This window comes from uncultured Phascolarctobacterium sp. (assembly GCF_937920985.1).
Lineage (GTDB): Bacteria > Bacillota > Negativicutes > Acidaminococcales > Acidaminococcaceae > Phascolarctobacterium_A.
Map to the genome: position 1 here is coordinate 1 of NZ_CALDXR010000032.1, position 24,030 is coordinate 24,030.

The 24,030-nt window shown below is 48.6% G+C and carries 22 protein-coding genes and 1 tRNA gene; 1 reads left to right on the top strand and 22 read right to left on the bottom strand.

Going from position 1 to position 24,030, the window contains the following annotated elements:
- Window positions 1–257 precede the first annotated feature (257 nt).
- The 13 genes from Q0612_RS05470 to larA form a co-directional block, all read right to left on the bottom strand.
- Complete coding sequence (locus tag Q0612_RS05470; protein WP_277256810.1) at window positions 258–962, bottom strand: response regulator; 705 nt, start codon at window positions 960–962, stop codon at window positions 258–260.
- Window position 963: 1 nt separating this feature from the next.
- On the bottom strand, window positions 964–2,619 hold the full coding sequence (locus tag Q0612_RS05475) for a sensor histidine kinase (RefSeq protein ID WP_298881823.1): 1,656 nt from the start codon (window positions 2,617–2,619) through the stop codon (window positions 964–966).
- Window positions 2,603–4,213, bottom strand: a complete 1,611-nt coding sequence (locus Q0612_RS05480; protein WP_293392983.1) for a peptide chain release factor 3 — start codon at window positions 4,211–4,213, stop codon at window positions 2,603–2,605. The genes Q0612_RS05475 and Q0612_RS05480 overlap by 17 nt, the downstream gene beginning before the upstream one ends.
- 15 nt (window positions 4,214–4,228) lie before the next feature.
- The gene (locus Q0612_RS05485) at window positions 4,229–4,855 is read right to left on the bottom strand and encodes a hypothetical protein (RefSeq protein ID WP_210684468.1); all 627 of its coding nucleotides are present in this window, start codon (window positions 4,853–4,855) and stop codon (window positions 4,229–4,231) included.
- Window positions 4,856–5,246: 391 nt separating this feature from the next.
- Window positions 5,247–5,522 carry a hypothetical protein gene (locus Q0612_RS05490; protein ID WP_298881829.1) on the bottom strand — a complete coding sequence of 92 codons (276 nt, stop codon included), beginning with the start codon at window positions 5,520–5,522 and terminating at the stop codon, window positions 5,247–5,249.
- Window positions 5,523–5,677: 155 nt separating this feature from the next.
- Window positions 5,678–5,754: transfer RNA gene (locus Q0612_RS05495), tRNA-Pro, on the bottom strand.
- Window positions 5,755–5,815: 61 nt separating this feature from the next.
- The gene (gene thrB, locus Q0612_RS05500) at window positions 5,816–6,727 is read right to left on the bottom strand and encodes a homoserine kinase (protein WP_298881832.1); all 912 of its coding nucleotides are present in this window, start codon (window positions 6,725–6,727) and stop codon (window positions 5,816–5,818) included.
- Window positions 6,728–6,739: 12 nt separating this feature from the next.
- The gene (locus Q0612_RS05505) at window positions 6,740–8,044 is read right to left on the bottom strand and encodes a homoserine dehydrogenase (RefSeq protein ID WP_298881835.1); all 1,305 of its coding nucleotides are present in this window, start codon (window positions 8,042–8,044) and stop codon (window positions 6,740–6,742) included.
- A 34-nt stretch (window positions 8,045–8,078) separates the two neighbouring features.
- On the bottom strand, window positions 8,079–8,522 hold the full coding sequence (locus tag Q0612_RS05510; protein ID WP_040564968.1) for an ACT domain-containing protein: 444 nt from the start codon (window positions 8,520–8,522) through the stop codon (window positions 8,079–8,081).
- Window positions 8,523–8,730: 208 nt separating this feature from the next.
- A complete protein-coding gene (gene efp, locus Q0612_RS05515) occupies window positions 8,731–9,288 on the bottom strand; it encodes an elongation factor P (RefSeq protein ID WP_009145091.1) in 558 nt (185 codons plus the stop codon).
- 26 nt (window positions 9,289–9,314) lie between these two features.
- Window positions 9,315–10,388, bottom strand: a complete 1,074-nt coding sequence (locus Q0612_RS05520) for an aminopeptidase P family protein (RefSeq protein ID WP_298881841.1) — start codon at window positions 10,386–10,388, stop codon at window positions 9,315–9,317.
- 199 nt (window positions 10,389–10,587) lie between these two features.
- Window positions 10,588–11,550, bottom strand: a complete 963-nt coding sequence (locus tag Q0612_RS05525; RefSeq protein ID WP_298881844.1) for an L-lactate dehydrogenase — start codon at window positions 11,548–11,550, stop codon at window positions 10,588–10,590.
- A gap of 33 nt (window positions 11,551–11,583) precedes the next feature.
- The gene (gene larA / locus Q0612_RS05530; protein ID WP_298881847.1) at window positions 11,584–12,882 is read right to left on the bottom strand and encodes a nickel-dependent lactate racemase; all 1,299 of its coding nucleotides are present in this window, start codon (window positions 12,880–12,882) and stop codon (window positions 11,584–11,586) included.
- A 143-nt stretch (window positions 12,883–13,025) separates the two neighbouring features.
- Here larA and Q0612_RS05535 point away from each other — a divergent pair, with 143 nt between their 5' ends.
- Complete coding sequence (locus Q0612_RS05535) at window positions 13,026–13,493, top strand: flavodoxin (protein ID WP_298881850.1); 468 nt, start codon at window positions 13,026–13,028, stop codon at window positions 13,491–13,493.
- A gap of 89 nt (window positions 13,494–13,582) precedes the next feature.
- Here the strand turns inward: Q0612_RS05535 and Q0612_RS05540 are convergent, their stop codons facing one another.
- From Q0612_RS05540 to hflX, 9 genes are all read right to left on the bottom strand, one after another.
- Entirely contained in the window at window positions 13,583–14,704 is a 1,122-nt protein-coding gene (locus Q0612_RS05540; protein ID WP_298881853.1) for an amidohydrolase, read from the bottom strand.
- Window positions 14,705–14,782: 78 nt separating this feature from the next.
- Entirely contained in the window at window positions 14,783–15,616 is an 834-nt protein-coding gene (locus Q0612_RS05545) for a MetQ/NlpA family ABC transporter substrate-binding protein (protein WP_298881855.1), read from the bottom strand.
- Window positions 15,617–15,812: 196 nt separating this feature from the next.
- The gene (gene tsf / locus Q0612_RS05550) at window positions 15,813–16,691 is read right to left on the bottom strand and encodes a translation elongation factor Ts (RefSeq protein ID WP_009145084.1); all 879 of its coding nucleotides are present in this window, start codon (window positions 16,689–16,691) and stop codon (window positions 15,813–15,815) included.
- A 40-nt stretch (window positions 16,692–16,731) separates the two neighbouring features.
- Window positions 16,732–17,469: a 30S ribosomal protein S2 gene (rpsB, locus tag Q0612_RS05555; protein WP_021721143.1), complete on the bottom strand. Its 738-nt coding sequence runs from the start codon at window positions 17,467–17,469 to the stop codon at window positions 16,732–16,734.
- Window positions 17,470–17,668: 199 nt separating this feature from the next.
- Window positions 17,669–18,595, bottom strand: coding sequence for a calcium/sodium antiporter (locus Q0612_RS05560; RefSeq protein WP_298881858.1), 927 nt, complete (start codon window positions 18,593–18,595; stop codon window positions 17,669–17,671).
- 206 nt (window positions 18,596–18,801) lie between these two features.
- The gene (locus tag Q0612_RS05565) at window positions 18,802–20,283 is read right to left on the bottom strand and encodes a tripartite tricarboxylate transporter permease (RefSeq protein WP_298881861.1); all 1,482 of its coding nucleotides are present in this window, start codon (window positions 20,281–20,283) and stop codon (window positions 18,802–18,804) included.
- A 12-nt stretch (window positions 20,284–20,295) separates the two neighbouring features.
- Complete coding sequence (locus tag Q0612_RS05570) at window positions 20,296–20,775, bottom strand: tripartite tricarboxylate transporter TctB family protein (RefSeq protein ID WP_298881863.1); 480 nt, start codon at window positions 20,773–20,775, stop codon at window positions 20,296–20,298.
- Between the two features lie 67 nt (window positions 20,776–20,842).
- The gene (locus tag Q0612_RS05575) at window positions 20,843–22,084 is read right to left on the bottom strand and encodes an aminotransferase class I/II-fold pyridoxal phosphate-dependent enzyme (RefSeq protein WP_367181696.1); all 1,242 of its coding nucleotides are present in this window, start codon (window positions 22,082–22,084) and stop codon (window positions 20,843–20,845) included.
- A 48-nt stretch (window positions 22,085–22,132) separates the two neighbouring features.
- On the bottom strand, window positions 22,133–23,965 hold the full coding sequence (gene hflX, locus Q0612_RS05580; RefSeq protein WP_298881868.1) for a GTPase HflX: 1,833 nt from the start codon (window positions 23,963–23,965) through the stop codon (window positions 22,133–22,135).
- Window positions 23,966–24,030 lie beyond the last annotated feature (65 nt).

A 24,030-nucleotide genomic window follows, 5' to 3' on the forward strand; every position in this document is an offset into this window, starting at 1 on the left:
CGTTTGGAAGCTTGCTCCTGCTCTTTCTGAGCAATTATATGTTGTTGTGTATCTAGTTGAGCTGCATAAACAGATGCCGGAAAAGTAATACCTGTCAACATCATAATAAGTAAATCTTTTGCTAAATTTTTCATACAGCTCACTCCTAAAAATATATTCTATCATTGAACAGAATTAAAATATTAATAGGATGATTTTACCACAAATTTATATTTTTGCAAAGAGTTTTAGTGTAAAATTCTAAGCATAAAACAGTATTACTGTATATATGCCTTCAGCACATCGCTCTGCTTGTCAAGGCACAGATACTTGTAGACCGGTCTGCCAACGCTGCCGCGGTGCAGATCCAGCTTCAGCAGATGCAGGGATTTCAAAAACTCCAGATATTTACGGATAGAAACGCGGGAGATTCCCACCATGCCTGCCACCTCTTCGGTAGTAAACATGCCGTCAATACCACAGATACAATCCCAAACAGTGCCTAAGGTGTTTTTATCAAGGCCCTTGGGCAAAGTTACCGCAACCTGATTTTCCTGACGCATAATAGTAGTGTCAAGGTCAGCCTGCTTAATGATGCCCTGCTCCTCAACAATCTGATAACGCTTCAGATAATTGTTCAGTGCAAGGTTAAAGCGTTCAAACTCAAAGGGCTTGATAATATAATCAACAGCGCCCAAACGCAGCGCCAGCTTAATTTTATCCTTATCGTTTGCTGCCGAAACGATGATGACATCTACATCATAACCATTCTCGCGTATTTTAGCCAAAAGCTGTAAACCATCCATAGTAGGCATAAAGACATCAAGAATGATTAAATCGTATTTGTTCTGACGCAGCAGCTTCAGTGCAGTATCTCCGTTGCCGGCAATATCACACAGCTGAAACCCCTTGATCTGGCTAAGATAGTGCTCATGTAATTGGGCAACCATCGGGTCATCTTCTACAACTAATACGTTAATCATCTTAATCCCCCTCTTTCCTGGTCGGAAGCCTTACGGTAAAGGTAGTGCCTTCACCCGGAGCAGACTCCACAGTAATGGTGCCATTAAGGTTATTGATGCTTTGCTTAACCAGATATAAGCCAAAGCCATGACCGCTTTCGCACTTGCTGCTGAAGCCACGCTGGAAGATATGCTCGCGTATCTCGTCACTCATACCGGGACCGGAATCCTCCACGACAATAACAATTTCGCGGTCAAAATCCAGAATCGAGAGATTAACGATGCGTTCACCGTCAAAATTCTTCAACGCATCAAAGGCGTTTTCAATAATATTGCCGGCAATCAGTACAATATCATGTACCGAAGGCACATCCAGCTCACTGTGCAGCTCGCTTTCCTCTGTCAGAGAGAAGTCGATATCAAGTTCACGGCTGCGGCTTATTTTACCGAGGATAAAGCCTGATAATGTAATGTCTTTCAGGCGGGTTACTACATAAGAAACCTCAGATTGTCTGTTATAGGCAATTTCCTGCGTAAAATTCTTCAGCTCGTCATATGCCTTCATATCTATCAGGCCCATAATCACATGCATTTTGTTCATAAACTCATGTGTCTGCGCTCTTAAAGCAGTAGCATAATTTTTAAAGCCTGTCAGCTGGTTAGCCATCTCTTCTACTACAGATTTTTTGCGGAAGGTAATTACGGCACCAATAATGTTCTTGTCCTCCAGTAACGGTACTGCAGTAATAATAAAGACAGTATTACCCATCTTGACACTGGCATCAACTAAAGTTTTACCTTCTTTTATAATATCATCCAACGGCACACGTTTCAAGACATCTTTAGCAGATTTTCCAAATAGTTCATGAACTCCTTCAATACCTGCTTGCTTCAAAAGCAATTGGGCCTCGGAGTTTACAAGCGTGATGCAGCCGTTGCTGTTGATATTGATAATGCCTTCACGTACAGAGTTAAGAATAACGTCGCGTTCCTGCAGCATTCTGGCGATTTCCTCCGGCTCATAGCCGAAAAGTACACGTTTAATCCTCTGCGCCAGATAAATTGCACCCCAAATGCCGACTATCAGACCAAGCAGCGTCATAGACAGCAAGAATAAAACTGCATCTATTGTAGAATTATTGACGATTTCGTCGGAATAACCGGTAACAACATAACCGATGGTTTTTTTATTGTCATCTTTAACAAAGCCAATAGCCTTATTGGGAATCGAGTAGTTTTCCTTATAGGAAATATTGTTGCGTCCCTCATATTTGTCAACCAGATTACGCGCACTATGCTCGAAGTCAGGCAGCTTGCCGGGGTTATACAACACGCGCAGATGGCGGTTCTTATCGTAAATCGCTACGCCCGCTTCATCCGAATGGTCAACATCGTTAACAAAGGCAGCCATAAAGCTGTCTACGGAATCCTCCGGCCTCTTGTTCTGCTTCTCCAGGCTCTCCCTTATTTCCGGAGAGTTACAGAGAATGTTGTTGATGCTTACGGCATTTATACTGACGCGGTCATAAATTACCCGCGCCACCTTCTGCGTCGTAAACAAAGATGTCGGCAGCAATGCGATACACACTACGAGCGTAATGAGTACTACTATTTTCTGTAAAAGTGAAAGCGTTTTTCCTGATTTGTAATTGTAATTATCTTTAGATTTTCTCCACATCAGCAGGTACCGTCAGGAACTGAATACCAGGATTTCGTTCCAGAATCCAATTCAGGGACCACTCGTTATTTACAAGAATAACAGGTCTGTCCTTTTTATCATAAACAAGCATACCGTTATCCAAGCCTTTAATGTTCTCAATCAGCTTCTTATCCTCAGCATATACCCAACGTGCAACGGAGTACGGCAGCTGGTTCATCAGCAGCTTAGAGCTGTACTCGTTAAGCAGACGGTATTCCAGAACCTCCAGCTGCAGTACGCCGACTACGCCGACGATGTAGCTTTCAAGACCTACGCCCTCCTGACGGAATACCTGAATAGCACCCTCCTGCGACAGCTGGATGATACCCTTTTCAAACTGCTTGCGTTTGAGGGAATCCTTAGGCTGTACGCGGGCAAAAATTTCCGGCGGGAATACGGGGAAGTCTTCAAATTGCAGCTTCAGGCTGCTGTCGCTCAGGGAATCACCGATACCGAAGATACCCGGATCAAAAACGCCGATAATGTCACCTGGATATGCTTTTTCCACTATTGTGCGCTCCTGAGCCAGGAACTGCTGCGGCTGTGCCAGCTTAACCATCTTACCGGATTGCTTGTGGTAAACGCTCATTCCCTTGTCAAAGACGCCGGAACAAATACGCATGAAGGAAATTCTGTCACGGTGAGCAGGATTCATATTAGCCTGGATTTTAAAAACAAAAGCAGAGAATTTTTCGTTCTCCGGTGACAATATTGTACCATCCTGCAGCATTCTTGGCTGTGGCATGGGAGACATTTCCAGAAATTTTTCCAGGAAGCTCTGTACGCCGAAGTTGGTCATAGCACTGCCGAAGAACATCGGAGTCAGCTCGCCGGTGTTAACCTTTTCCATGTCAAACTCATCGCCTGCCATGTCCAGCAGCTCAATATCGTTGCACAGGTTTTCGTACAGCTCGTCACCCAGCAGCTCTCTGATTTTGGGATCATCTAAAGAACCGGTAGTGGATTTCAGCTTTTTGGCACCATGGCTGGTGTCATCCTCGAACAGCTCAATGGTGTTTTCCAGACGGTTATATACGCCTTTATAGTGGCCGTCGATACCGATAGGCCAGTTAATCGGATATGCGCGGATGTTCAGCACCTTTTCCAGCTCGTCCATCAGGTCGAAGGGATTACGGCCGTAGCGGTCCAATTTGTTGACAAAGGTAAAGATAGGCAGACGGCGGCGGTGGCAAACCCAGAACAGCTTCTTGGTCTGCGGCTCTACGCCCTTGGCAGCGTCAATCAGCATGACAGCGCTGTCGGCAGCCATCAAAGTACGGTAGGTATCCTCGGAGAAATCCTGGTGACCGGGGGTATCCAGAATGTTTACGCGGAAACCGTCGTAATCAAATTGCAGTACGGAAGAGGTAACGGAAATACCACGCTGCTTTTCAATCTCCATCCAGTCGGATACGGCATGCTTATTGCTCTTTCTAGCCTTTACAGAGCCTGCCAGATGAATAGCTCCGCCGTAAAGCAGCAGCTTTTCGGTAAGGGTTGTTTTACCTGCGTCAGGGTGAGAAATAATAGCGAAGGTACGGCGTTTCTTAATTTTATCCATCAATTCTGTCATTATGTATATGCTCTCCTATTTCTTTAAATTTTTGGTAATTCTGGCAATTTCATCCTCATCGGAAACCAGCTCGTCTACTGCCGGATAATCGGCGTTCTGCTCCTCGTACAGCTTGTAGGCATCAAGAATTTGCATTTTGATGTAGTCGGGAACAGGGATTTCCGTCTGCAGCTCGCCGCGCATGGTTACGCGGAAGGCAACGTTCTCATAGCGTTCACCGCTGTAGGTTTCGCAGGTGAAGGAAGTACGCATAAATTCATCCTTAAAGGTGCAGTCCTTCAGGATGTGCGCCTTGCGCTCCTTATCCCAGGCTGCATAGATTTTATACAGCTCCTGCTGTGCCTCCACCGGCACGTCCTCGCCCAGGACAACGGTTTCGGTTTCATCTATCGGCGTGCAGTCCATGTTGTTGTAGACTGTGCCGTCCTCCAGCTCAAGGTCAACTGTCAGCACATAGTCAACCTCATGAAAGCTGGCTGTTTTAATCTGCCATTTCTGCTGCCAGCGGGCAATGCAGTCCGGGCAGATAAATTTGGTATCGCGAATGCTGTTATTCATGTAATTATCACGATAATACAATTTTTCTCCGGGCACAAAATGTTCGCCGCATTCGCTGCAGACGAATTCCAATGTACGAATCATCGGTCAAAACCTCCCAATATAATATGAAAAAGCCCTTACTTCGAATGCAAGGCGCTCTGCTATAACAGTAATCAATAGCCGTCATAACCGTAAGTAAGGTTATGCTCTTTAACGATGGCTTCGGCCTGATGTTTTGCAGCTTTTGCTGTCAATTACTGTTCAAATTGCTTTATTATGCTGTCAGCGGCAGTTGTATTCACCTCTGCCGCCTGACAGCTGCGCAAAATATATTTACACGTTCTATATTATAACATATCGGCTTGTTTTTCCCTAATAATTTTTCTTTAAAATGATGGTTGTTTTGAATATTCAAGCGTGTAAGTTGTAGTAAATGAAATCTGTGAGGATGAAAGCAAGCGTAAAAAAGCAGCTACCTTTTTTCGGTAACTGCTTAAAGGCCGACTTTATTATGCATGCGTTCCGCCAATTTACTTGCCTTATCTGTGAGCTTGCCTATTCTAGTTTCTTTTCGCTGAGCTCTTCTTTGCTTTTTCTCTTTCTTAAGGCGCTTTTTATACTTAGCATAATCAATACATTCAAACGGACAAGGCCATTCGGTCAATTCTTTGGATTTTTCAAGCTCTTCCTGAATATCTTTTTCCAACTGTTCCGGTGTAAGTTTACGGTATTCGGGATCAATATAATCCTTTAATATATAAACCTTCACACTCATCACCTTAATTCTATACTGATACTTGAAAAAGCTTCAATCTGTAAAAGAAATGTCCTCCGGTATATTTTCTCCCATATTTTTAATTTGCCTAAGATCCGCTCTATTGAAAAAAGCCTTTACGATAAACGTAAAGGCTATAAGTCCGACATTGGTCGGAGCGGCGGGATTCGAACCCACGACCTCTTCCACCCCAAGGAAGCGCTCTACCAAGCTGAGCCACGCCCCGAATCACAAGGAGTATTATACAGGTTTATTTGGATTTTGTCAACACTATTTTATAAATTATTTTAAACTTTTTTTACACCGTCTGTATCGAGGTCAAGAATATGGTAGCAGGCATGCTCATTATTGGCTGCAAATACATCTGCCATAGCCTTGGCAATGCGCTCACAGTCTGCCTCCGGCGAAGCATAGGCCATCACCGTAGAGCCTGCACCGCTGATAATAGCGTTATAAGCGCCTGCTTCCTTGGCAGCCGCAAAAACGTCGGGCAGGCCCGGAATCAAATGCGCACGGTACGGCTGATGCAGCTTGTCCTCCAGCGCCATGCCCAGATACTCATAATTGCCGCTCAGCAGCGCACCGACCAAAAGCGAAGCTCTGGAGGTATTATACACTGCGTCCTTGTGCGGTACAGTTTTGGGAATAGCCTGACGCGCAAGCGACGTAGGCAGCTTGCTGTCGGGAACTACGGCGATGAACTTCAACGGCTTGGCAGGCAGCAGACGCAAAGAATGCGCCTTTTCCTGCTCCATATAGCTGATGGTGAAGCCGCCGTACAGCGCCGGTGCCACATTATCGGGGTGGCCCTCGATTTCCGTAGCGATACCGAGAAGCTCGTCTTTTGTATAATGGTCATCACACAAAGCGTTGGCTGCAAACAGACCGGCAACAATGGCACTGGAGCTGCTGCCCAGACCGCGGGACATAGGAATGCGGTTGAGCATCTTTACCTTCAGACCGATGCGCTCACCGCCTGTTACGGCGTTCCACACGCGCAGAAAGCTGGCGAAAGCCAAATTACGGCCAAACGGCTTCAGATAATCTGCGCCCTCGCCCTCTACCTCCAGCTGGAAGCCCTTCTTATCGGTTATTTCATAGCTTACTTCGTTATACAAGTTGCAGGCCAGGCCGAGGGTATCAAAGCCGGGGCCGCAGTTGGCTGAGGTTGCGGGAACCTGAATAAATACTTTTTTCATGCTGCCGCCTCTTTATGCCAAATGGCTGTCTTCTACACGAATCACACAGCTGATAGCCTCTACTACCGGCAGTACGCGCAAAATTTGCAGCGCCATCTGCAGATTAGCCTCCGAAACGCTGTGGGTAATTACAACAATCTCCGCCTTATTGCTCAGAACATCGTTTGTCTGCACAACATTGCGCAGGCTCACGTTCTGTGCGCCGAAGGCTGCAGCGATGGCTGCCAGTGCGCCCGGTTTATCTGCTACCTGCAGACGGATATATGCCGGTGCGGACATCTTATCAGGCGGGCAGAGGCGTTTTTCCTCAAAGCAGGTGCAGCTGATGCGTCCGGTGGACTTGTGCTGCATATTGCGGGCAATATCAATAATATCGCCGCAGACAGAGCTTGCAGTCGGCAGACGGCCAGCGCCGAGGCCCAAGAACATTGCCTCACCGATAGCGTCACCGTTGACGAATACAGCGTTATAAACGCCGTTTACGCCTGCCAGCGGATGGGAAAGCGGAATCATCGTCGGGTTAACACGCAGGCTTACACCGTTTTCGGGATCGTTCTTGGCGATTGCCAGAAGCTTTACTGCGTAACCCAGATTAGTTGCATATTTGATATCGCAGGCCTCAATGCTTTCAATGCCTTCAACCTGTACATCGTCCAGATTGAAGCGTGTATTGAAGGCAATAGATGCCAGAATAACGATTTTACGCGCAGCATCCAGACCGCCGACATCGGCAGTAGGATCGGACTCAGCATAGCCCTTGGCCTGCGCTTCCTTCAGCACCTCATCGTAATCAAGGTGTTCGTTAGCCATCTTGGACAGCATATAGTTGGTGGTGCCGTTCACAATACCCATGATAGAGGTAATCTGATTGGCTGCCATACTGGTTTTCAAAGGTCCGATGATAGGAATACCGCCGCAAACGCTGGCTTCAAACATAAAGTCACAGTTGTGCTCATGCGCCAACGGGAACAGCTCGGAGCCGAACTTGGCCAGAACGTCCTTGTTGGCAGTAACAACATGCTTGCCGTTGGCAAAGGCTCTGGCGATAAATTCCTTAGCAGGATGCTCGCGGCCCAGCAGCTCAACGATAATATCAATATCCTTATCCTCAAGCACCTCGTCAGCGTTATCGGTGAAAACATATTTATCACCGTATTCCTGTTTCAGGCGGTCTACATTACGGTCAAGCACCTTGGTAATTCTTACCGGCTTGCCTACCTCTTTGGCTATTTTCTCTGCATTTTTCTCTAAAACCTTCAGCACGCCGCCACCGACAGTGCCGGCGCCCAACAAGCCAACATTTACAAAATCCTTCATTTTATACCCCTCCAATACCTCAATCAGTAATCGGTTATACCTGGCCTAACACTTCCAGACGTTTTACGCCGTCAATCATGCGCAGCTTGTCCAGCAATGCCTCCAAATCTACCGTCAGATGCTTGGTTTCGATAGAAATGGTGGTGTTGGCAACGCCCTGCAGAGGAATGCCCTGGTTGATGGTCATGATGCTGCCGGAATCATCGGCAACAGTATTCAGAACCTTGGACAGCACGCCGGATTTGTGCTCCAGCAGTAAGGACAAGGTAATAATTTTTTCCTTGCTTGCTTCATAAAACGGGAAAACGAAATCCTTATATTTGTAATAAGCACTGCGGCTCAGGCCCATTTTTTCAACCGCTTCGTTAATAGTTTTGATTTCGCCGCGTTTGAGGATTTCTTTAACCTTTATAGTTTTTTTAATTGCCTCGGGAAGAATTTCTTCGCGAACCAAATAGAATGTGGATTTTTCAGACATACTAGTGTCCCCTTTCTTCATACAAAGTTCTTTTAATATTATACCACTGTTCTCTTAAAAAGTACACTTGTTATTTTTGTAAATTTTGAACAAATTCAGTGCACAATATAAGTACATATACATACAAAAAAAGCTGCCGCAGGCAGGTTCCGTCACCGTAAGTAACAGAACAAGCCTGCAGCAGCTGCTGCGTAATTCTTAATTTAAATTAAGCGCGGGAAATGTAGTCGCCGGTTCTGGTATCGATAGCCAGAACGTCGCCCTCGTTGATGAACAGAGGAACTTTAACAACATAGCCGGTATCCATGGTAGCGTTCTTGCTGCCGCCGGTAGCGGTATCGCCTTTGATGCCGGGTTCGGTTTCAACTACGGTCAGTTCTACAGTGTTCGGCAGGTCAACGCCCAGTACACGGTTGTCATAAATCATGATTTTAACGTCCATGTTCTCTTTCAGGAAGTTCAGTGCGCTGCCCAGAGTTTCTTTGCTCAGCTCGGTTTGTTCGTAGGTTTCATTGTCCATGAATACATACATGCCATCGGATTCATACAGATATTGCATTTCGCGACGGTCGATGTGAGCCTTCGGCAGACGCTCGCCTGCGTTGAAGGTACGCTCAACAACAGCACCGGTGCACAGGTTACGCATTTTTGCACGTACGAAAGCAGCACCCTTACCAGGTTTTACGTGTTGGAATTCAACAACCTGCCAAGCGTCGCCATCGATGGTAACAGTTACGTTGGTTTTAAATTCGTTTGTGGAAATCATTGGAAGCCCTCCTATAAATTTAAATATTAGACAATTTCAATAAGCTGCTTTTTGACACCGTTCAAGGCTCTTGCCCCATCCTCTGTCAAAACAACAGTATCTTCTATACGTACCCCGCCTTTACCGGGAATGTATATACCGGGTTCGATAGTGAAGATCATGCCTGTCTGCAGCACCGTAGCGCCACGCTTGTTGATCATCGGCATTTCGTGGATTTCCAGGCCTACACCGTGACCTGTTCCATGCACATAATAATCGCCGTAGCCGCAGGCGGTAATGCTGTCACGCACAATAGCGTCCAGTTCTCTGCCGGTCATGCCGGCTTCGGCAGCCTTCAGGCCCTTGCGCTGTGCTTCTTCAACTATAGTATAAATTTCCTGCTGCCAGGAATTTGCCAGGCCCACTACCAGAGTACGCGTCATATCGGAATGATATCCCTTATAGACAGCGCCGAAGTCAAAGGTAATAAAATCACCGACCTCGATAACCTTATCGGATGCCATGCCATGCGGCAAAGCACTGCGTACGCCGGAAGCTACAATCGTATCAAAGGAAGTCTTTTCGCTTCCCAAGGCACGCATATAGTATTCCAAGCGGCCTGCCAGACTGCGCTCGGTACAGCCGGGCTTGATATCCTCCAGCAGATGGATAAAGGCTTCGTCAGCAATGCTGGCAGCCTTCAGCAGCATATCCAGCTCTTTTTTATCCTTAATCATGCGGATATCGCTGAAATCAATGCTCTGCATATAGGTTTCGCCCAAAAGCTCGTGCAGCACAGTATAATCATCATAGCTGTAATACGCTCCGTCAAAGCCTACTACCTGCGCTTGGGCATTCTTTGCCAAATCAGCGGCGGCAGCCCAGATGCTGTGCGCACCTGTCGGAGTATACTCCAGCACCTTGAAGAACTTCATTTCGTTTCTGGCCTGCTCTGTATAACGGCCATCCGTAATCAGCACGCCCTGTTGTCTGTCCAGATACAGCAGACTGGAATCTCCTGTAAAGCCGGTCAGATAACGGATTGTGGTAACATCCTTAATAATGACACTGTCTACCTGCAGCTTGGCCATATGCTCCCAAACTCTATTGATACGCGTCATGATATTACCCTCTTTCCATAAAACTAGTGACAGCTATGAATCACCTAAATATTTTACCACTCATTGGCAAAACTTTCAACTATTATCTTTGTTAAGGCACTTTTTTTGTTAACTTTGTAGCATAACCAGCAAAAAAGCAGGCCGTTAACACCGCCCTGCAGCGTTGTCGGCCTGCCCTTTCAAAGACATACGTTAAAAATTATTTACATTCTGCAGCAGCAATGCCTTCTGCGGTTTTGATGTTCTTGCGTACATCGTCGCAGCATTTGTGGAAGTTTGCCAGCTCCTCAGCAGTCAGAGGCAGCTCCAGCACACGCTCTGCGCCGTTTTTGCCCAGCAGTACGGGAACGCCTACAAAGACATCCTTTTCGCCGTATTCGCCGTCAAGCAGCATGGAAGCAGGCATAATGCGTTGCTCGTCGTTGAAAATGCAGCGTACCATACGTGCTGCGGTAGAGCAGATGCCGTATTCGGTGCAGTGCTTGCCGCTGTAGGTTACCCAGCCGCCGCCGATAGCGCGTTTTTGCAGCTCCGGTTTGTCAAAAGCGAATTTAGGATCCTCATTCTCCAGAGAGCTTAAGGGAATGCCGTTGAAATTTACGCAGGACCATGCAGCCATTTGGGAAGCACCGTGCTCGCCAATCATGTAAGCGCTGATGGATTGCGGAGAAACGCCAGTCTGCAGAGATAAAGCAGATACCAGACGGGAGGTATCCAGACCGGTACCGGTGCCGATTACATGGCCTTTCGGCAAACCGCTTTCGCGATAAAGGATGTTGGTGATAACATCGCAAGGATTGGTGATGTTAACAATGAAGCCTTTGAAGCCGCTGGCCATAACCTTGTGGATATAACCTTTAACCTGTGCTGCAGTAAAGGTAAGCTCATCTAAGCGGTCACCGCTGGCAACCAAATCGATATCACCGATACAGTTGACGATAGCGTCGCAGTCGCCCAGATCAGCATAAGTACCGCCGTTGATTTTTACATCATGCGGGCAATACAGAATTGCGTCGCGCAGGTCCTGTACCTCGGCAGCCAGCTTGGATTCTTTCGGGTCTACCAGCACCAGCTCGGCAGCAATGCCCTGAATAGCCAGGCTGTATGCAACATGAGCACCAACGTGACCTAAACCGATAATACCAACTTTTCTTGTTTTCATAATTAAGTTCCCCCCAAATTTTTCTTTAATATTTTATTTGTCCAAAATAGGCAGCGTAGCTGACGCATGACCCATAATAGTAATATTGTAATCCTTTTTGCCCTGCTCTGCAAGCTTTTCCTGAGCCAGCTCCCAGGCCTCCTGCAAGGATGTGCAGGGAATATGACCTGTCTTGCGGACAAAGTCGAAGTTCTCCGGACGTGTTACCAGATAAGCGGTTACATCGTTGACAATGCAGCGCGCCTTGAAGGCAACAAAGGCCGGAATAGTGAAATTAGCACGGATATCCTTTTCAAACTGCTCCATATCGTTACGGCTGAAGCAGTCCGTAAAGATAGCAGGCTCCTTAATATCCGGGCAGTCCAGAGTGAAAATCATGATGCCGCCGTGCTTAACCGCAAACTGTGCGTTCATGTGGCACTTGGTTGCCTGATACAGATTCAAATCCTTGGGATAACCGCCAGCAGAAGCAATTACTACATCAGCCAGCTGCTTGATGTGTACGCCTGCCATAGCCAGCAAATCCTTGCAGCCCTTCTGCCATGCCTCGTACCAGTGACCGGCAACAACCTCGCTGATTTCTCCGTCCGGAGTAAATACGGTGTTCACCAGAAAATCAGGATTCAGCAGCTTGCAGGATTCATACATATCCTGATGAATGGGATTGCTCTCCAGCAGACTTGCGTCACAGGCCTTGTTGCAGCCTGCGCCTTCTACCGGGGACATAGTCATGCAATGGTTTTTCATAATGCTGTCATACGCTGCTACGCCCGGCATAACAGCCTTGCGTCCGCCGCCGAAGCCGGCAAAGGGATGCAGTGTTACGGCACCGGTCAGAATAACTCTGTCGGCATTGGCAACATATTTGCTGATAGCAACATCGTTACCGAAGGAGGTTTGGCCAAGCAGTACCATATCCTCGCTCTTGCGGGAGTCATGCTGAACAATTTTCAGACGGCGCACCATATCCTCACCGCATACGGTGATATCCTCTTCATGCGTATGACCGCGGTGGGTACCGGTAGCAACAATAACGGTGATGTCCTCATCCTTAACGCCCACACTGTTCAGCTCGGCAACAATTACCGGCAGAAATTCGGACGTACCGCACAGACGAGTGATATCACTGATAACGATAGCCACAGTTTCGCCTGCATGCACAATTTCGCGCAGCGGCTTGGTGCCAATCGGGTTACGGATTGCTTCGGTAGTAGCGGCAACAACGTCCTCGCAGACGCTGGATTCATTGCCGTGTATATCATATATAACGCGCTCCTCGGGGAGCACTACCTCTTCCTGTCGTTTGCCTATAGGCAGAAAGTATTTTTTCATCGACATCCCTCCATTTGAAAAAACTAACTCTATTATACATGAAATCGGCTAAATATACAAGCTGACAGTAAAACTGTAAAGAAAATTCAGCCTTTGTCTAAAATTGTGTTATAATACTACTATATGAAAGCGAGGTTCCCATTATGAAGAAAACTCTTATCGCCTATTTCACACGCACAGGCATTACCAAAAAGCTGGCCGAGGACACCGCCAAGCAAACCGGCGCCGACCTTTTTGCTATTGAGCCGGTAAAAGAATATTCCTCCTCTTATCTTATCTGCGTAGGCCAGGCCAAGATAGAAAATCTGCAGAACGCCCGTCCTGCGATGAAGGCTAAGCCGCAGAACCTGCAGGACTATGACACCATTGTGGTGATGTTCCCTATTTGGTGGTTCACCTGCCCCAATATCATTCTTACCTTCCTGGAGGAAAACGACCTGAGCGGCAAAACAGTTATCCCTGTCTGCACCTACGGCAGCAGCGGCAAGGGCAGCAGCGAAAAGGCTATGACTAAAGTTTGTAAAAACGCAGCCTTTAAGCCCTGCATCGAAGCAACCGGCCTCAAAGACAAGGCTGTTGCGACCATTGCCGCAGCTATAAAAGAAGCATAAAAAGAATTATAAGCGTAAAATTAAGGCTTCCGCAGTTTGGCAACACCTTACTGCAGAAGCCTTTTGCTTTATAATTTTTCAGGATATGCTTACGGCTTTACGCATAAAATACGTTGCGTAAGATTTGTCAGCACGTTGATAGCATTAGCCAATGCGCTGTGCTCAAAGTGCATATCACGGTCATGCAGACGCGGCTCCAGGTCGCAGCCTATGCCCAAGCTGGCAGTTTTCAGCTGCGGACGCTCCTGCTTGAAGAAGTTGAAGTCCTCCCCTACCGTAATATTGGCAGCGGGAATCAGCCCCCCCGCTCCTAGCTCTGCGGAAATTACCTCCTGCGTCAGCGCCAACAGTGACGGGTCAGCCTCCTCCGCCGGGCAGGTACCAACAATATGACAATCCGCCTCCGCGCCGTACACCTTCGCCGTATTCACGACGATTTCCTCCACCTTGCGGCGCAGCTCCAACATTTCGGCGTTCGACGTACTGCGCAGGTCAAAGCCGATGCTTACCTTGTCGCAGATAGCGTTGAGTGAGCCCGCACCGCCCATGAAGCGGGTAGCTTTGATGCTGCCGCCTAAAAGCGGGTTGCTGTGCAGCGCGTTGATTGCATTGACGATAGCGGCACCGGCATCGATAGCATTCACGCCCAGATGCGGCTGGGAGCCATGCGCTGCCAACCCGCGGATTTCGCCCTCCATCAGGGTGCAGGCCGTCCAGTTAATCTGCGCAATAATCTGACCGCTGCGTGCCATATCCTTCGGCATCACATGGTAGCCTAACGCGTACTGCATATCATCCAGCGCGCCTGCCTCCAGCATCGCCAGCGCGCCTCTGCCGATTTCCTCCGCAGGCTGGCAAAGAATCTTCACGCGGCCGCAGGCAAGCCCCTGCTCTTTCAGCAACTTGGCTACGCCCAAAGCGATAGTCATATGCGCATCATGACCGCAGGCGTGAATAGGCTCCAGTGAACCATCCTCGTTTTTAAACAGCAGGCAGTCCATATCGGTACGCACTGCTACCGTAGGTCCCGGCTTGCCGCTGTCGAGCACAGCGGTAAGTGCGGTAGTATTGCCGATGTTTTCGGTTACTTCATAACCAAGCTTACGCAAAAAATCTGCCAGAAAGGCTGCAGTCCTAACTTCCTTGAAGGCAGGCTCAGCCAGAGCATGCAGCTTGGGCCATACCTCATTAATATGTGCTTGAATATCCATAATTAAAACCACCTTTGCATAGACAAAAGGCCAACGGCAAAGCTCCCGCAGGAGTTTTGCACGTTGACCATAAGCTCATTATTTATTATCCCAGCCTAAATATACAGAACCGGGGAATTTCTTCTCGATGAATTCAGCATTTTCCTTAGATTGATATGCTTCCTGGAAAATCTTCAGACGCGGATCGTTCAGGTCCTTTTCCTGTACGGCAACGATATTTACATACAGAGAATCCTTAGTTTCACGCAGGATAGGATCCTTAGCCGGGTCCAGGCCGGCGCTGATAGCGTAGGTAGTGTTGATAGCTGCGCAGGTCAGATCATCCAGACTGCGGGGAATTGCTGCAGCCTCCAGCTCGATAATTTCGAAATGATGCGGATTTTCGGTGATATCCTTAACGCTGGTAGTAACATCCTTCGGATTCTTAACCTTAATCAGATTATTAGCAGCAAGCAGCAGGATTGCACGACCGCCATTGGTCGGATCGTTAGGAATACCGATTTTTGCACCGTCAGGAATGGTGTCGCCGGGTTTCAATTTTTTAGAGTAAATGTTAATCGGGAACAGAGCGGTGTTGAAGGCTTTAGCCAGTTTGAAGGAAGGCTCCTTCTTCATGGTTGCCTTCAGGAAGGGCTCGTGCTGGAAGCAGTTAGCCCAGATTTCACCGGAAGCCAGTGCGGAGTTAGGAGTTACGAAATCACTGAACTCTTTAACTTCAATCTTCAGGCCTTTTTTCTCGGCAATCTTCTTTACGTTATCCATAATGATAGCATGAGGACCGGGGTTTACGCCTACGATAACCGGCTTATTCATATCTACCTTGCCGTCATCCTTAGAACCGCCGCAGCCTGCAGCTACGATAGCAAACATTGTCAGTACGCCAACAAGAGCGTATTTTAAAAACTTATTCATTTTCCATTAACCTCCCCAAGCAGTTCCTAGACTGCTAAAACAAAATACATTGCTATTATATGCTTTTGCCATAGCATAGTCAAGAAAGAAAAATGTATACTATTTTACACTTTTTAAAAGTTTTGTTATGGAAAAAAGGCTACCACAATTACTTGTGATAGCCTTAAATGTTCAGTTGCAGTCCAAACTAAACGGATTATTTAATTTGAGACATAACCTCTGCAGCGAAGTCCTCTTGTTTCTTTTCGATGCCTTCGCCCAGTTGGAAACGGGAGAATGCCAGAACTTCAGCGCCTGCAGCTTTTACCAGCTTGCCAACGGTTTGGTCCGGATCTTTAACGAACTCTTGGTCAACCAGGCATACTTCTTTGTAGTATTTGTTGATACGGCCCATAACCATCTTCTCGATGATTTTTTCCGGTTTGCCTTCGTTTTTAGCTTGCTCGGACAGAACTTCTTTCTCGTGCTCCAGCTCAGCAGCCGGTACTTGAGAGCGTTCCAGGTAGCTCGGGTTAGCAGCAGCAACATGCATTGCAACGTCTTTACCCAGTTCAGCATTGCCGCCTTTTAATTCAACAACAACGCCGATTTTGCCGCCGCCATGGATGTAAGCAGCAACAACGCCTTCCGGAGCTTCGTACAGAGCGAAACGACGAACGGAAATCTTTTCGCCGATCTTAGCAACGCTAGCGGTTACCAGAGCTTCAACGGTTTGGCCGTCCAGCTCGGAAGCCAGCAGAGCTTCTACGTCAGCCGGTTTGGTAGCTACGATATGAGCAGCAATTTTTTCAACGAGTTCTTTGAAGCCGTCGGTTTTAGCAACAAAGTCGGTTTCGCAGTTAACTTCTACGATAGCACCGATCTTGCCGTCAGCGCTAACGAAAGAGCCAACAACGCCTTCAGCAGCGATGCGGCCAGCTTTTTTAGCAGCAGCAGCCAGACCTTTTTCACGCAGGAAGTCGATTGCTTTGTCCATATCGCCTTCTACAGCGGTCAGTGCTTTTTTGCAGTCCATCATGCCTGCGCCAGTACGCTCGCGCAGTTCTTTAACTAATGCAGCAGTAATTTGAGCCATCAGTTATTCCTCCTCAAAATGTAATATATTAACGTTAGGATTATTCAGCTTCTTCGGTTGCCGGAGCTTCTTCAGCAGCAGCTTCTTCGGTTTGCATACCTTGACGGCCTTCCAGAACAGCGTCAGCCATTTTAGCGGTCAGCAGTTTTACAGCGCGGATAGCGTCGTCGTTTGCAGGGATTACATGATCGATTTCGTCCGGATCGCAGTTGGTGTCAACGGTTGCAACGATAGGAATGTTCAGTTTGTGAGCTTCCAGAACAGCGATGTGCTCTTTGCGGGGGTCAACGATGAACATAGCGCCTGGCAGTTTTTTCATGTCTTTGATACCGCCCAAGTATTTGGTCAGTTTTTCCATTTCATGTTTCAGGCCGATAACTTCTTTCTTCGGCAGCAGGTCGAAGGTGCCGTCAGCTTCCATAGCTTCCAGTTTGCGCAGACGTGCAATACGGGTTTGGATGGTTTTGAAGTTGGTCAGCATGCCGCCCAGCCAACGCTCGTTAACGAAGAACATGTTGCAGCGGGTAGCTTCTTCTTTCATAGCTTCTTGAGCTTGTTTTTTGGTACCAACGAACAGAATGTTTTCGCCTGCAGCAGCAACCTCACGGATGAAGTTGTAAGCTTCGTCAACCTTTTTTACGGTTTTTTGCAGGTCGATGATGTAGATACCGTTACGCTCGGTGAAGATGTACGGAGCCATTTTAGGGTTCCAACGACGGGTTTGGTGACCAAAGTGTACACCAGCTTCAAGTAATTGTTTCATAGAGATAATAGCCATTTTTTGTTTCCTCCTGTTTTTTCCTCCGCAGGAATGGGTTATAATTCTTCTCTACGCGGCAAAACGTAGCAACAGATGAATTTTCCTGCGTGTGTTATTTTTACACCAAAATATTTTACCATAAATTCCGCAAGCAGGCAAGAGATTTTTACTGCTTGCAGAGGGTAAATGTTAAATTTTTTACATTATAATGCGGTGCTTACAGAATATACCCCAGATACGCCGCATAGCACACCAGCATCAGCGCACCTGCCCAGCGCTGCAGTCTTTGCGTACGCAATACACACAGCAGCAAAAGGACTGCCGCACCAAGCGCTACATAGGTATCAAAATTAAAAGCAGACGCAAAGGGAATGTCGATAATCAGTGCCGACAAGCCTACTACGAAAAGAATATTGAAAATGTTGCTGCCGACGATATTACCGATGGCAATATCCGCATTGCCGCGGCGTGCCGCCGCTACAGAGGTGAACAGCTCCGGCAGCGAGGTGCCCAAAGCCACAATCGTCAGGCCGATAAAGCGCTCGCTGAGTCCCGCATAGGTTGCAATAGATGTTGCTGCGCCTACGGTTACATTACTGCCCGCAATAATCAGCGCCAAGCCGCCCACTGCACCCAACAGGCAGCGTCCCAGCGGCAAACCGGGCTCCTCCAGATCACTGTCGACATTGCTCTTCATCGCCATGGTGTACAGATACATCATATATGCGGCAAACGCTACCATGAGCACGCCGCCGTCCGCCAGACTGATGCTGCCGTCGCGTCCCTGATAAAACAGCAGTGCGGTAACAGCAATCATGAAGGGGATTTCGATGCGTACGGTAGAACGCGCTACCGCAATCGGCACAATAGAAGCCGCAAGACCTAAAATGACAAGGATGTTAAGAATATTACTGCCGACAATATTGCCAATGGTAATATCAGCATTACCCTTAACAGCCGCCGCGATACTTACCGCTGCCTCCGGCGCACTGGTACCCATCGCAACGATAGTAAGACCGATTACCAGCTGCGGAATGCCGAAGCGCATGGCAATACCTGCCGCGCCCTCTACAAACCAATCCGCACCCTTACCGAGCATCACAAAGCCTAAAGCCAATAAAACAAACTGTAAAGCTATTTCCATTTTCTTCCTCCTTGATTTGCAGCCGTCCCTAAAAACAAAAAAGCGAGACATTGCTGCAATAAAATTACAACAAAGTCTCGCTACTTAGTCACAAAGCCGGATTGCAGAAGCAATCGTACTGACGACAGAGTGAACACGCCATGCGTGCAAGCTACTCCCTTTATATGCTTAGTTTAGCTAAACGCAGGGAGTTTGTCAAGTAAAATTTAACTTCTTTTGAACAGCTTGCCGAAAAGCGGTGAAAGCAGTGATAAAAGTGCTGCCATCAGGAAGAACAGGCACAGCGGTCGTTGGAAGAAAATAGCAAAGCTGCCATCACTCATAATCAGCGAGCCGACAAAGTTCTGCTCTGCCATACCGCCGAGGATAATGCCGATGATAATCGCCGACATGGAAAAGCCCAGCTTGTTCATAAAGTAACCCAGGAAACCGCTTGCCACCATCAGATAAACATCGTTCAGCGAATTATTGTAGGAATAAGTTCCCACGAAGGTCATCATTACGATAATCGGCAGCAGAATGTGTACAGGCACGTTAACAACCTTCATAAAAAGTCTGATTAACGAAAAGCCCATGATACCCATAATCACGTTAGCTAAAAGCAGACCGATGAAGATAGCGTAAACATCAGGTGCCTTCTCCACAAAAAGCAAGGGACCGGGCTGCAGACCCTGAACCATCAGCGCACCCATCATGATTGCCGTTGCGCCGTCGCCGGGAATACCCAGCGTCAGTACCGGGATGAAGGCACCGCCGGAAACAGCGTTGTTGCCTGCCTCGGAGGCTACAATGCCCTCGGGCTCACCGTTGCCGAAGTTCTTGCTATGCTTAGACCAGCGCTTCGCCTGATCATAAGATACAAAGGAAGCGATATCGCCGCCGGTACCGGGCACACAGCCGATGAAGGTACCGATGAAGGAGGAACGCAAAAGCGTGGTAAATACTCTCTTGATATCCTCAAACGAAGGCAGCAGACGGTCCAGCATCATGTGCTGCTCCTGGCGTTCATTGTGATAATAATCCTCAATACTGCTCAACACCTGCGCAAAGGCGAATACGCCAATCAGCACAGGGATAAAGGACACACCGCCCATAAAATAGTTAGTATCCAGGGTAAAGCGGATAGCACCGCTCATACCGTCAATGCCGACTGTTGCCAGGAACAGACCGATAAGACCGCCCATAATGCCCTTGATAACACTGCCGGAGGAAACACTGGTAATAATGCTGAGGCCGAAAATAGCCAGAGCAAAATATTCCGGCTTGGAAAACTGCAGTGCAACCTTCGCCAGCTGCGGTGCCAGCAAAATCAGGCAGATGGTACTGAAAATACCGCCGAAGGTGCTGGCCAATGTAGAAAGGCCGAGAGCACGTCCGGGCTGCCCCATCTTCGTCGCCATCGGATAGCCGTCCAGAGTAGTCGCTACGGAAGCAGGCGTACCTGGAGTTTTCAACAGGATTGCCGAAATACTGCCGCCGTAAATCGCACCACAGTAAATGCCCAGCAGCATCAGAATGCCGCCGATACCATGGAACGTAAAGGCCAGCGGAAACAGCAGCGCCAGGCCCATGTTAACACTCAGGCCCGGCATACAGCCGAAGGCAATGCCCACCAGCACGCCGAAGAAAAGTCCCAGCAGATTCATGGGGACGAAAATCATATTTAATGCGCTCATTATATCAACCATCAGTATGACCTCCTACTCCATGAATACAGATTGCGGCATCTGCGTATGCAGCAGCATGCCGAAAACAAGATAAATAAACAGCAGACTAAGCACCGTTGTCAGGCCGATTACCTTATAATTGCGATAATCCATAAGACGCATAACAGCCGGAATCATAAGTGCCGCTGCCGGATAAAAGCCGAGAATGCTGATGAGCACGCAGAACAAAACAACAAGTCCCATCATTAAATAAACGCGCTTGTTGCCTGTCGAAGAAAGCTGCACCTTCACGCCATGTAAATCAGTTTTATTGATAAAGGTATAAAGCAGCAGCAAAACCGAAACAGCGCCCAGCACCGCGCCCAGCGTAAAAGGCCAGAAGCCCGGGCCGGGGCCGTTCTCCGTAAACTCCAGCGGAAAGGCTGCAGCCGCCTGCATAATCAGACCGCCGATAACCGCGCCCAGCACGCCCACTATATAATTACATACTGCCATGTTATTCATATAAATCATCCTTAAACAACTCCGCCATCAAAATTGACGTCAATTCGATGCCAGACTAAATTGAGTAATTAAATTCTTACGCCTCTTTTGGGCCAACACGCTTAGCCGCTGCCATAATCGCCAGACGACCATGCTCAAAAGTCAAACCGCCTTGGAAGAAAACATTAAACGGCTCACGGCACGGACCATCAGCGCTCAGCTCAATAGAAGCGCCCTGTACAAAGGTACCAGCAGCCATAATAATCTCATCCTGATAACCCGGCAGCGGACTCGGAACCGGCTCAACATGCGCATCAACAGGAGAATTGCCCTGAATAGCAACACAGAAATCGCACAAACGCTGCTTGCTCTCCAAGGTAATAGCCTGAATAATATCGCTGCGGCGTTCCTCCGGCAGAGGCTTAACAGCATAGCCTAGGCCCTTGAAAACAGCAGCCGCAAAAATAGCAGTCTTAACAGCCTGCACCACAATATGCGGAGCCAGGAAAAGTCCCTGATAGAACTCGCGAGCAGTGTCACCCAAGGTTGCGCCCATCTCGCCGCCCAGACCGGGAGCAGTCAGACGGTAGGAAGCGTTCTCAACCAAATCGGCACGGCCGACAATATAACCGCCGGTCGGAGCCAGGCCGCCGCCCAGATTCTTAATCAGAGAGCCTGCCATCAAGTCAGCGCCAACCTCGGTAGGCTCCTGCTTCTCGATAAACTCGCCGTAGCAGTTGTCGACAAAGCAGATAACATTCGGGTTAGCTTCCTTCGCAGCACTGCAGATACGGCCGATTTCGGCAACGTCAATAGTTTTGCGTTCGCTGCTGTAGCCGCAGGAGCGTTGAATGTGAATCATCGTAGTCTTGGAGGTAACAGCCTTCTTAACAGCCTCAAGGTCAACGTGATTACCGGTCATGGGGATTTCCTTATAGGTTACGCCTAGGTCAACCAAAGAGCCGGGAGTTTTAACCGGAGAGCCGATAATAGTCTGCATAGTGTCATAAGGAGCACCGGTTACGGCAATCAGCTCATCGCCTGCGCGCAGGTTGCCCAGCAGAGCAACTGCCAGCGCATGAGTACCGCTGACGAACTGAGAACGCACCAATGCAGCCTCGGTTTTGAACAGCTCTGCGTAAATCAGATCCAGAGTATCGCGGCCCACATCATTATAGCCATAGCCTGTAGTAGGCTTCAAGTAGTAGTCGGAAACCATGTTATTACGGAAAGCCGCAATAACCTTTTCAGTATTGCACAAAGCTGCTGCTTCCAGCTCTGCGGTATGTTTAGCAACCTCAGCTAAGGCTGCCTGCTCTAATGCATTGTAATCAACCAAAATTCTCACCTGATATTTTTATATTTTTTGGCATAGCGCCAATTAATCCTAAGCCTTGGCATCTGCAGCAAGATACTTGGCAAACTGCTGCACCTGCTCCGCGTCCAGACGCACCTTCAGCAGTGTGCCCTCTGCCAGATATTCCTGCTCCAGTACCGTGCCTGCGTCATGCAAGCGTCCTACCGCAGCGGAATCGCTGTAAGGCACGAGGAAGCTCTCCTCTACCGCCTTCAGCTTCAGGTTTTCTGCAATCAGCGCCAGCAGGCCGTCAAGATTAAGACGTCCCTTTGCGGAAATACAGATGCTGTTTTCTTCCTTGCTCAAACGCTCTGCCAGACCGGAATCCGGCGGCAGCTTATCAATTTTGTTATAAACCGTGATAATCGTCTTATCCTTGGCACCCAGCTCATCCAGAACCTGATAAACGGCTGCAGCCTGCTCCTTATACAGCTCGTGGCTGACATCAATAACGTGCAGCAGCACGTCAGACTGCACAACCTCCTCCAGCGTAGACTGGAAGGCTGCAACAAGCTGATGCGGCAGGCGTTGGATAAAGCCGACGGTATCGGTTAAAATAGCCTGCTGCTTATTCGGCAGGTCTAATTGACGCGTGGTCGGGTCCAGCGTTGCAAAAAGCTGGTCCTGCGCGTAGATATCTGAATTAGTCAGCGTATTCAAAAGCGTGGATTTGCCGGCGTTGGTGTAGCCCACAAGGCTTACCGTAGGCACACTAGCCTTCGCACGTCCGGCCCTGTGCAGAGTGCGCACACTCTTAACCTTGCCGATGCATTCCTTAATATAGGCAATGCGGTCACGGATGCGACGGCGGTCAACCTCCAGCTTAGTTTCGCCGGGACCGCGTGTACCGATGCCGCCGCCAAGACGCGACAGCGCCAGGCCCTTGCCCATAATACGCGGCAACGTATATTGCAGCTGCGCCAGCTCAACCTGCAGCTTACCTTCGTTAGTATGCGCACGTTGGGCGAAAATATCAAGGATGAGCGCCGTGCGGTCAAGCACACGCACACCCATTGACTGCTCAATATTACGCTGCTGTGCCGGCGAAAGCTCATCGTCAAAAATGCACAGGTCTACGTTCTCCTGCTGCACATAAAGCGCCAGCTCCTGCACCTTGCCGCGGCCGATAAAGAACGCCGGGTCCGGTTTGGGGCGCTTCTGCAGGAATCTTGCCACAACCTCCGCACCGGCAGTATCTGCCAGCTGCTTCAGCTCCTCCAAGGAATCCTCAGCAGTCCAGCCGCTGCTGTTGGGAACACCGTATTCCATGCCCACGATAATCGCCCGCTCCGTTCCCTGCGCCAGACTGGCACTGCCCGTCTGCTTATCAAGGATGCGCTCCACCATCGCTGCCAGATTCGGGAAGAACACGCCCTCCGCCTCCTGCAGCGTCAGCGGTCCGTAGCATTCCACCTGATATTGCTCGTTATCGTCAATACCGGTAATCATGCCGAAGCTCATCTGCGACTGGCTGATATCCGGCGAGGTAACGCCGACAGCAATCATCGCATCAAAGCGGTTATTCTTCAGCGCGGAAATATCCACACCGCTGAGCAGCGGATTGCCGTTGGGATGGGTATGCACGCAGCGCACACCGCTAAGACGGCTGGCACCGCGTCTGCCCTCTACCGGAGGCAGCTCCACACTCTGATCATTACCCACCGATACGGCAAGCACCTGCCCGTTGCGCGCAACGTAAACGCTCACCTCGCGGTTAATAAAATCAGTAACATCCGCCATACGCAAAGCCAGCTCGCTTGTCAGCAGCTGACCGCCCTCCAGACGGATATCATAAAAGGTTTTTAATTCTTCAATAACGGAATTACGGATGCCCTTCAGGTTGCCGTAAATTTCATTAGCCATGGGTATTCACCTCCAATAATTGGGGATGTATGCGTCAGCGACTAGAGGAGAATGCGTCAGATGCA

Bases quoted from the DNA above. Each gene is read 5' to 3' on its own strand.
- Q0612_RS05475 (WP_298881823.1), bottom strand. From the start codon at position 2,619: ATGTGGAGAAAATCTAAAGATAATTACAATTACAAATCAGGAAAAACG.
- Q0612_RS05505 (WP_298881835.1), bottom strand. From the start codon at position 8,044: ATGAAGGATTTTGTAAATGTTGGCTTGTTGGGCGCCGGCACTGTCGGT.
- efp (WP_009145091.1), bottom strand. From the start codon at position 9,288: ATGATTTCCACAAACGAATTTAAAACCAACGTAACTGTTACCATCGAT.
- Q0612_RS05520 (WP_298881841.1), bottom strand. From the start codon at position 10,388: ATGACGCGTATCAATAGAGTTTGGGAGCATATGGCCAAGCTGCAGGTA.
- Q0612_RS05510 (WP_040564968.1), bottom strand. From the start codon at position 8,522: ATGTCTGAAAAATCCACATTCTATTTGGTTCGCGAAGAAATTCTTCCC.
- tsf (WP_009145084.1), bottom strand. From the start codon at position 16,691: ATGGCTCAAATTACTGCTGCATTAGTTAAAGAACTGCGCGAGCGTACT.
- Q0612_RS05470 (WP_277256810.1), bottom strand. From the start codon at position 962: ATGATTAACGTATTAGTTGTAGAAGATGACCCGATGGTTGCCCAATTA.
- thrB (WP_298881832.1), bottom strand. From the start codon at position 6,727: ATGAAAAAAGTATTTATTCAGGTTCCCGCAACCTCAGCCAACTGCGGC.
- Q0612_RS05545 (WP_298881855.1), bottom strand. From the start codon at position 15,616: ATGAATAAGTTTTTAAAATACGCTCTTGTTGGCGTACTGACAATGTTT.
- hflX (WP_298881868.1), bottom strand. From the start codon at position 23,965: ATGGCTAATGAAATTTACGGCAACCTGAAGGGCATCCGTAATTCCGTT.
- Q0612_RS05525 (WP_298881844.1), bottom strand. From the start codon at position 11,550: ATGAAAACAAGAAAAGTTGGTATTATCGGTTTAGGTCACGTTGGTGCT.
- Q0612_RS05570 (WP_298881863.1), bottom strand. From the start codon at position 20,775: ATGATTTATATGAATAACATGGCAGTATGTAATTATATAGTGGGCGTG.
- rpsB (WP_021721143.1), bottom strand. From the start codon at position 17,469: ATGGCTATTATCTCTATGAAACAATTACTTGAAGCTGGTGTACACTTT.
- Q0612_RS05480 (WP_293392983.1), bottom strand. From the start codon at position 4,213: ATGACAGAATTGATGGATAAAATTAAGAAACGCCGTACCTTCGCTATT.
- larA (WP_298881847.1), bottom strand. From the start codon at position 12,882: ATGAAAAAATACTTTCTGCCTATAGGCAAACGACAGGAAGAGGTAGTG.
- Q0612_RS05540 (WP_298881853.1), bottom strand. From the start codon at position 14,704: ATGGATATTCAAGCACATATTAATGAGGTATGGCCCAAGCTGCATGCT.
- Q0612_RS05560 (WP_298881858.1), bottom strand. From the start codon at position 18,595: ATGGAAATAGCTTTACAGTTTGTTTTATTGGCTTTAGGCTTTGTGATG.
- Q0612_RS05485 (WP_210684468.1), bottom strand. From the start codon at position 4,855: ATGATTCGTACATTGGAATTCGTCTGCAGCGAATGCGGCGAACATTTT.
- Q0612_RS05565 (WP_298881861.1), bottom strand. From the start codon at position 20,283: ATGGTTGATATAATGAGCGCATTAAATATGATTTTCGTCCCCATGAAT.
- Q0612_RS05535 (WP_298881850.1), top strand. From the start codon at position 13,026: ATGAAGAAAACTCTTATCGCCTATTTCACACGCACAGGCATTACCAAA.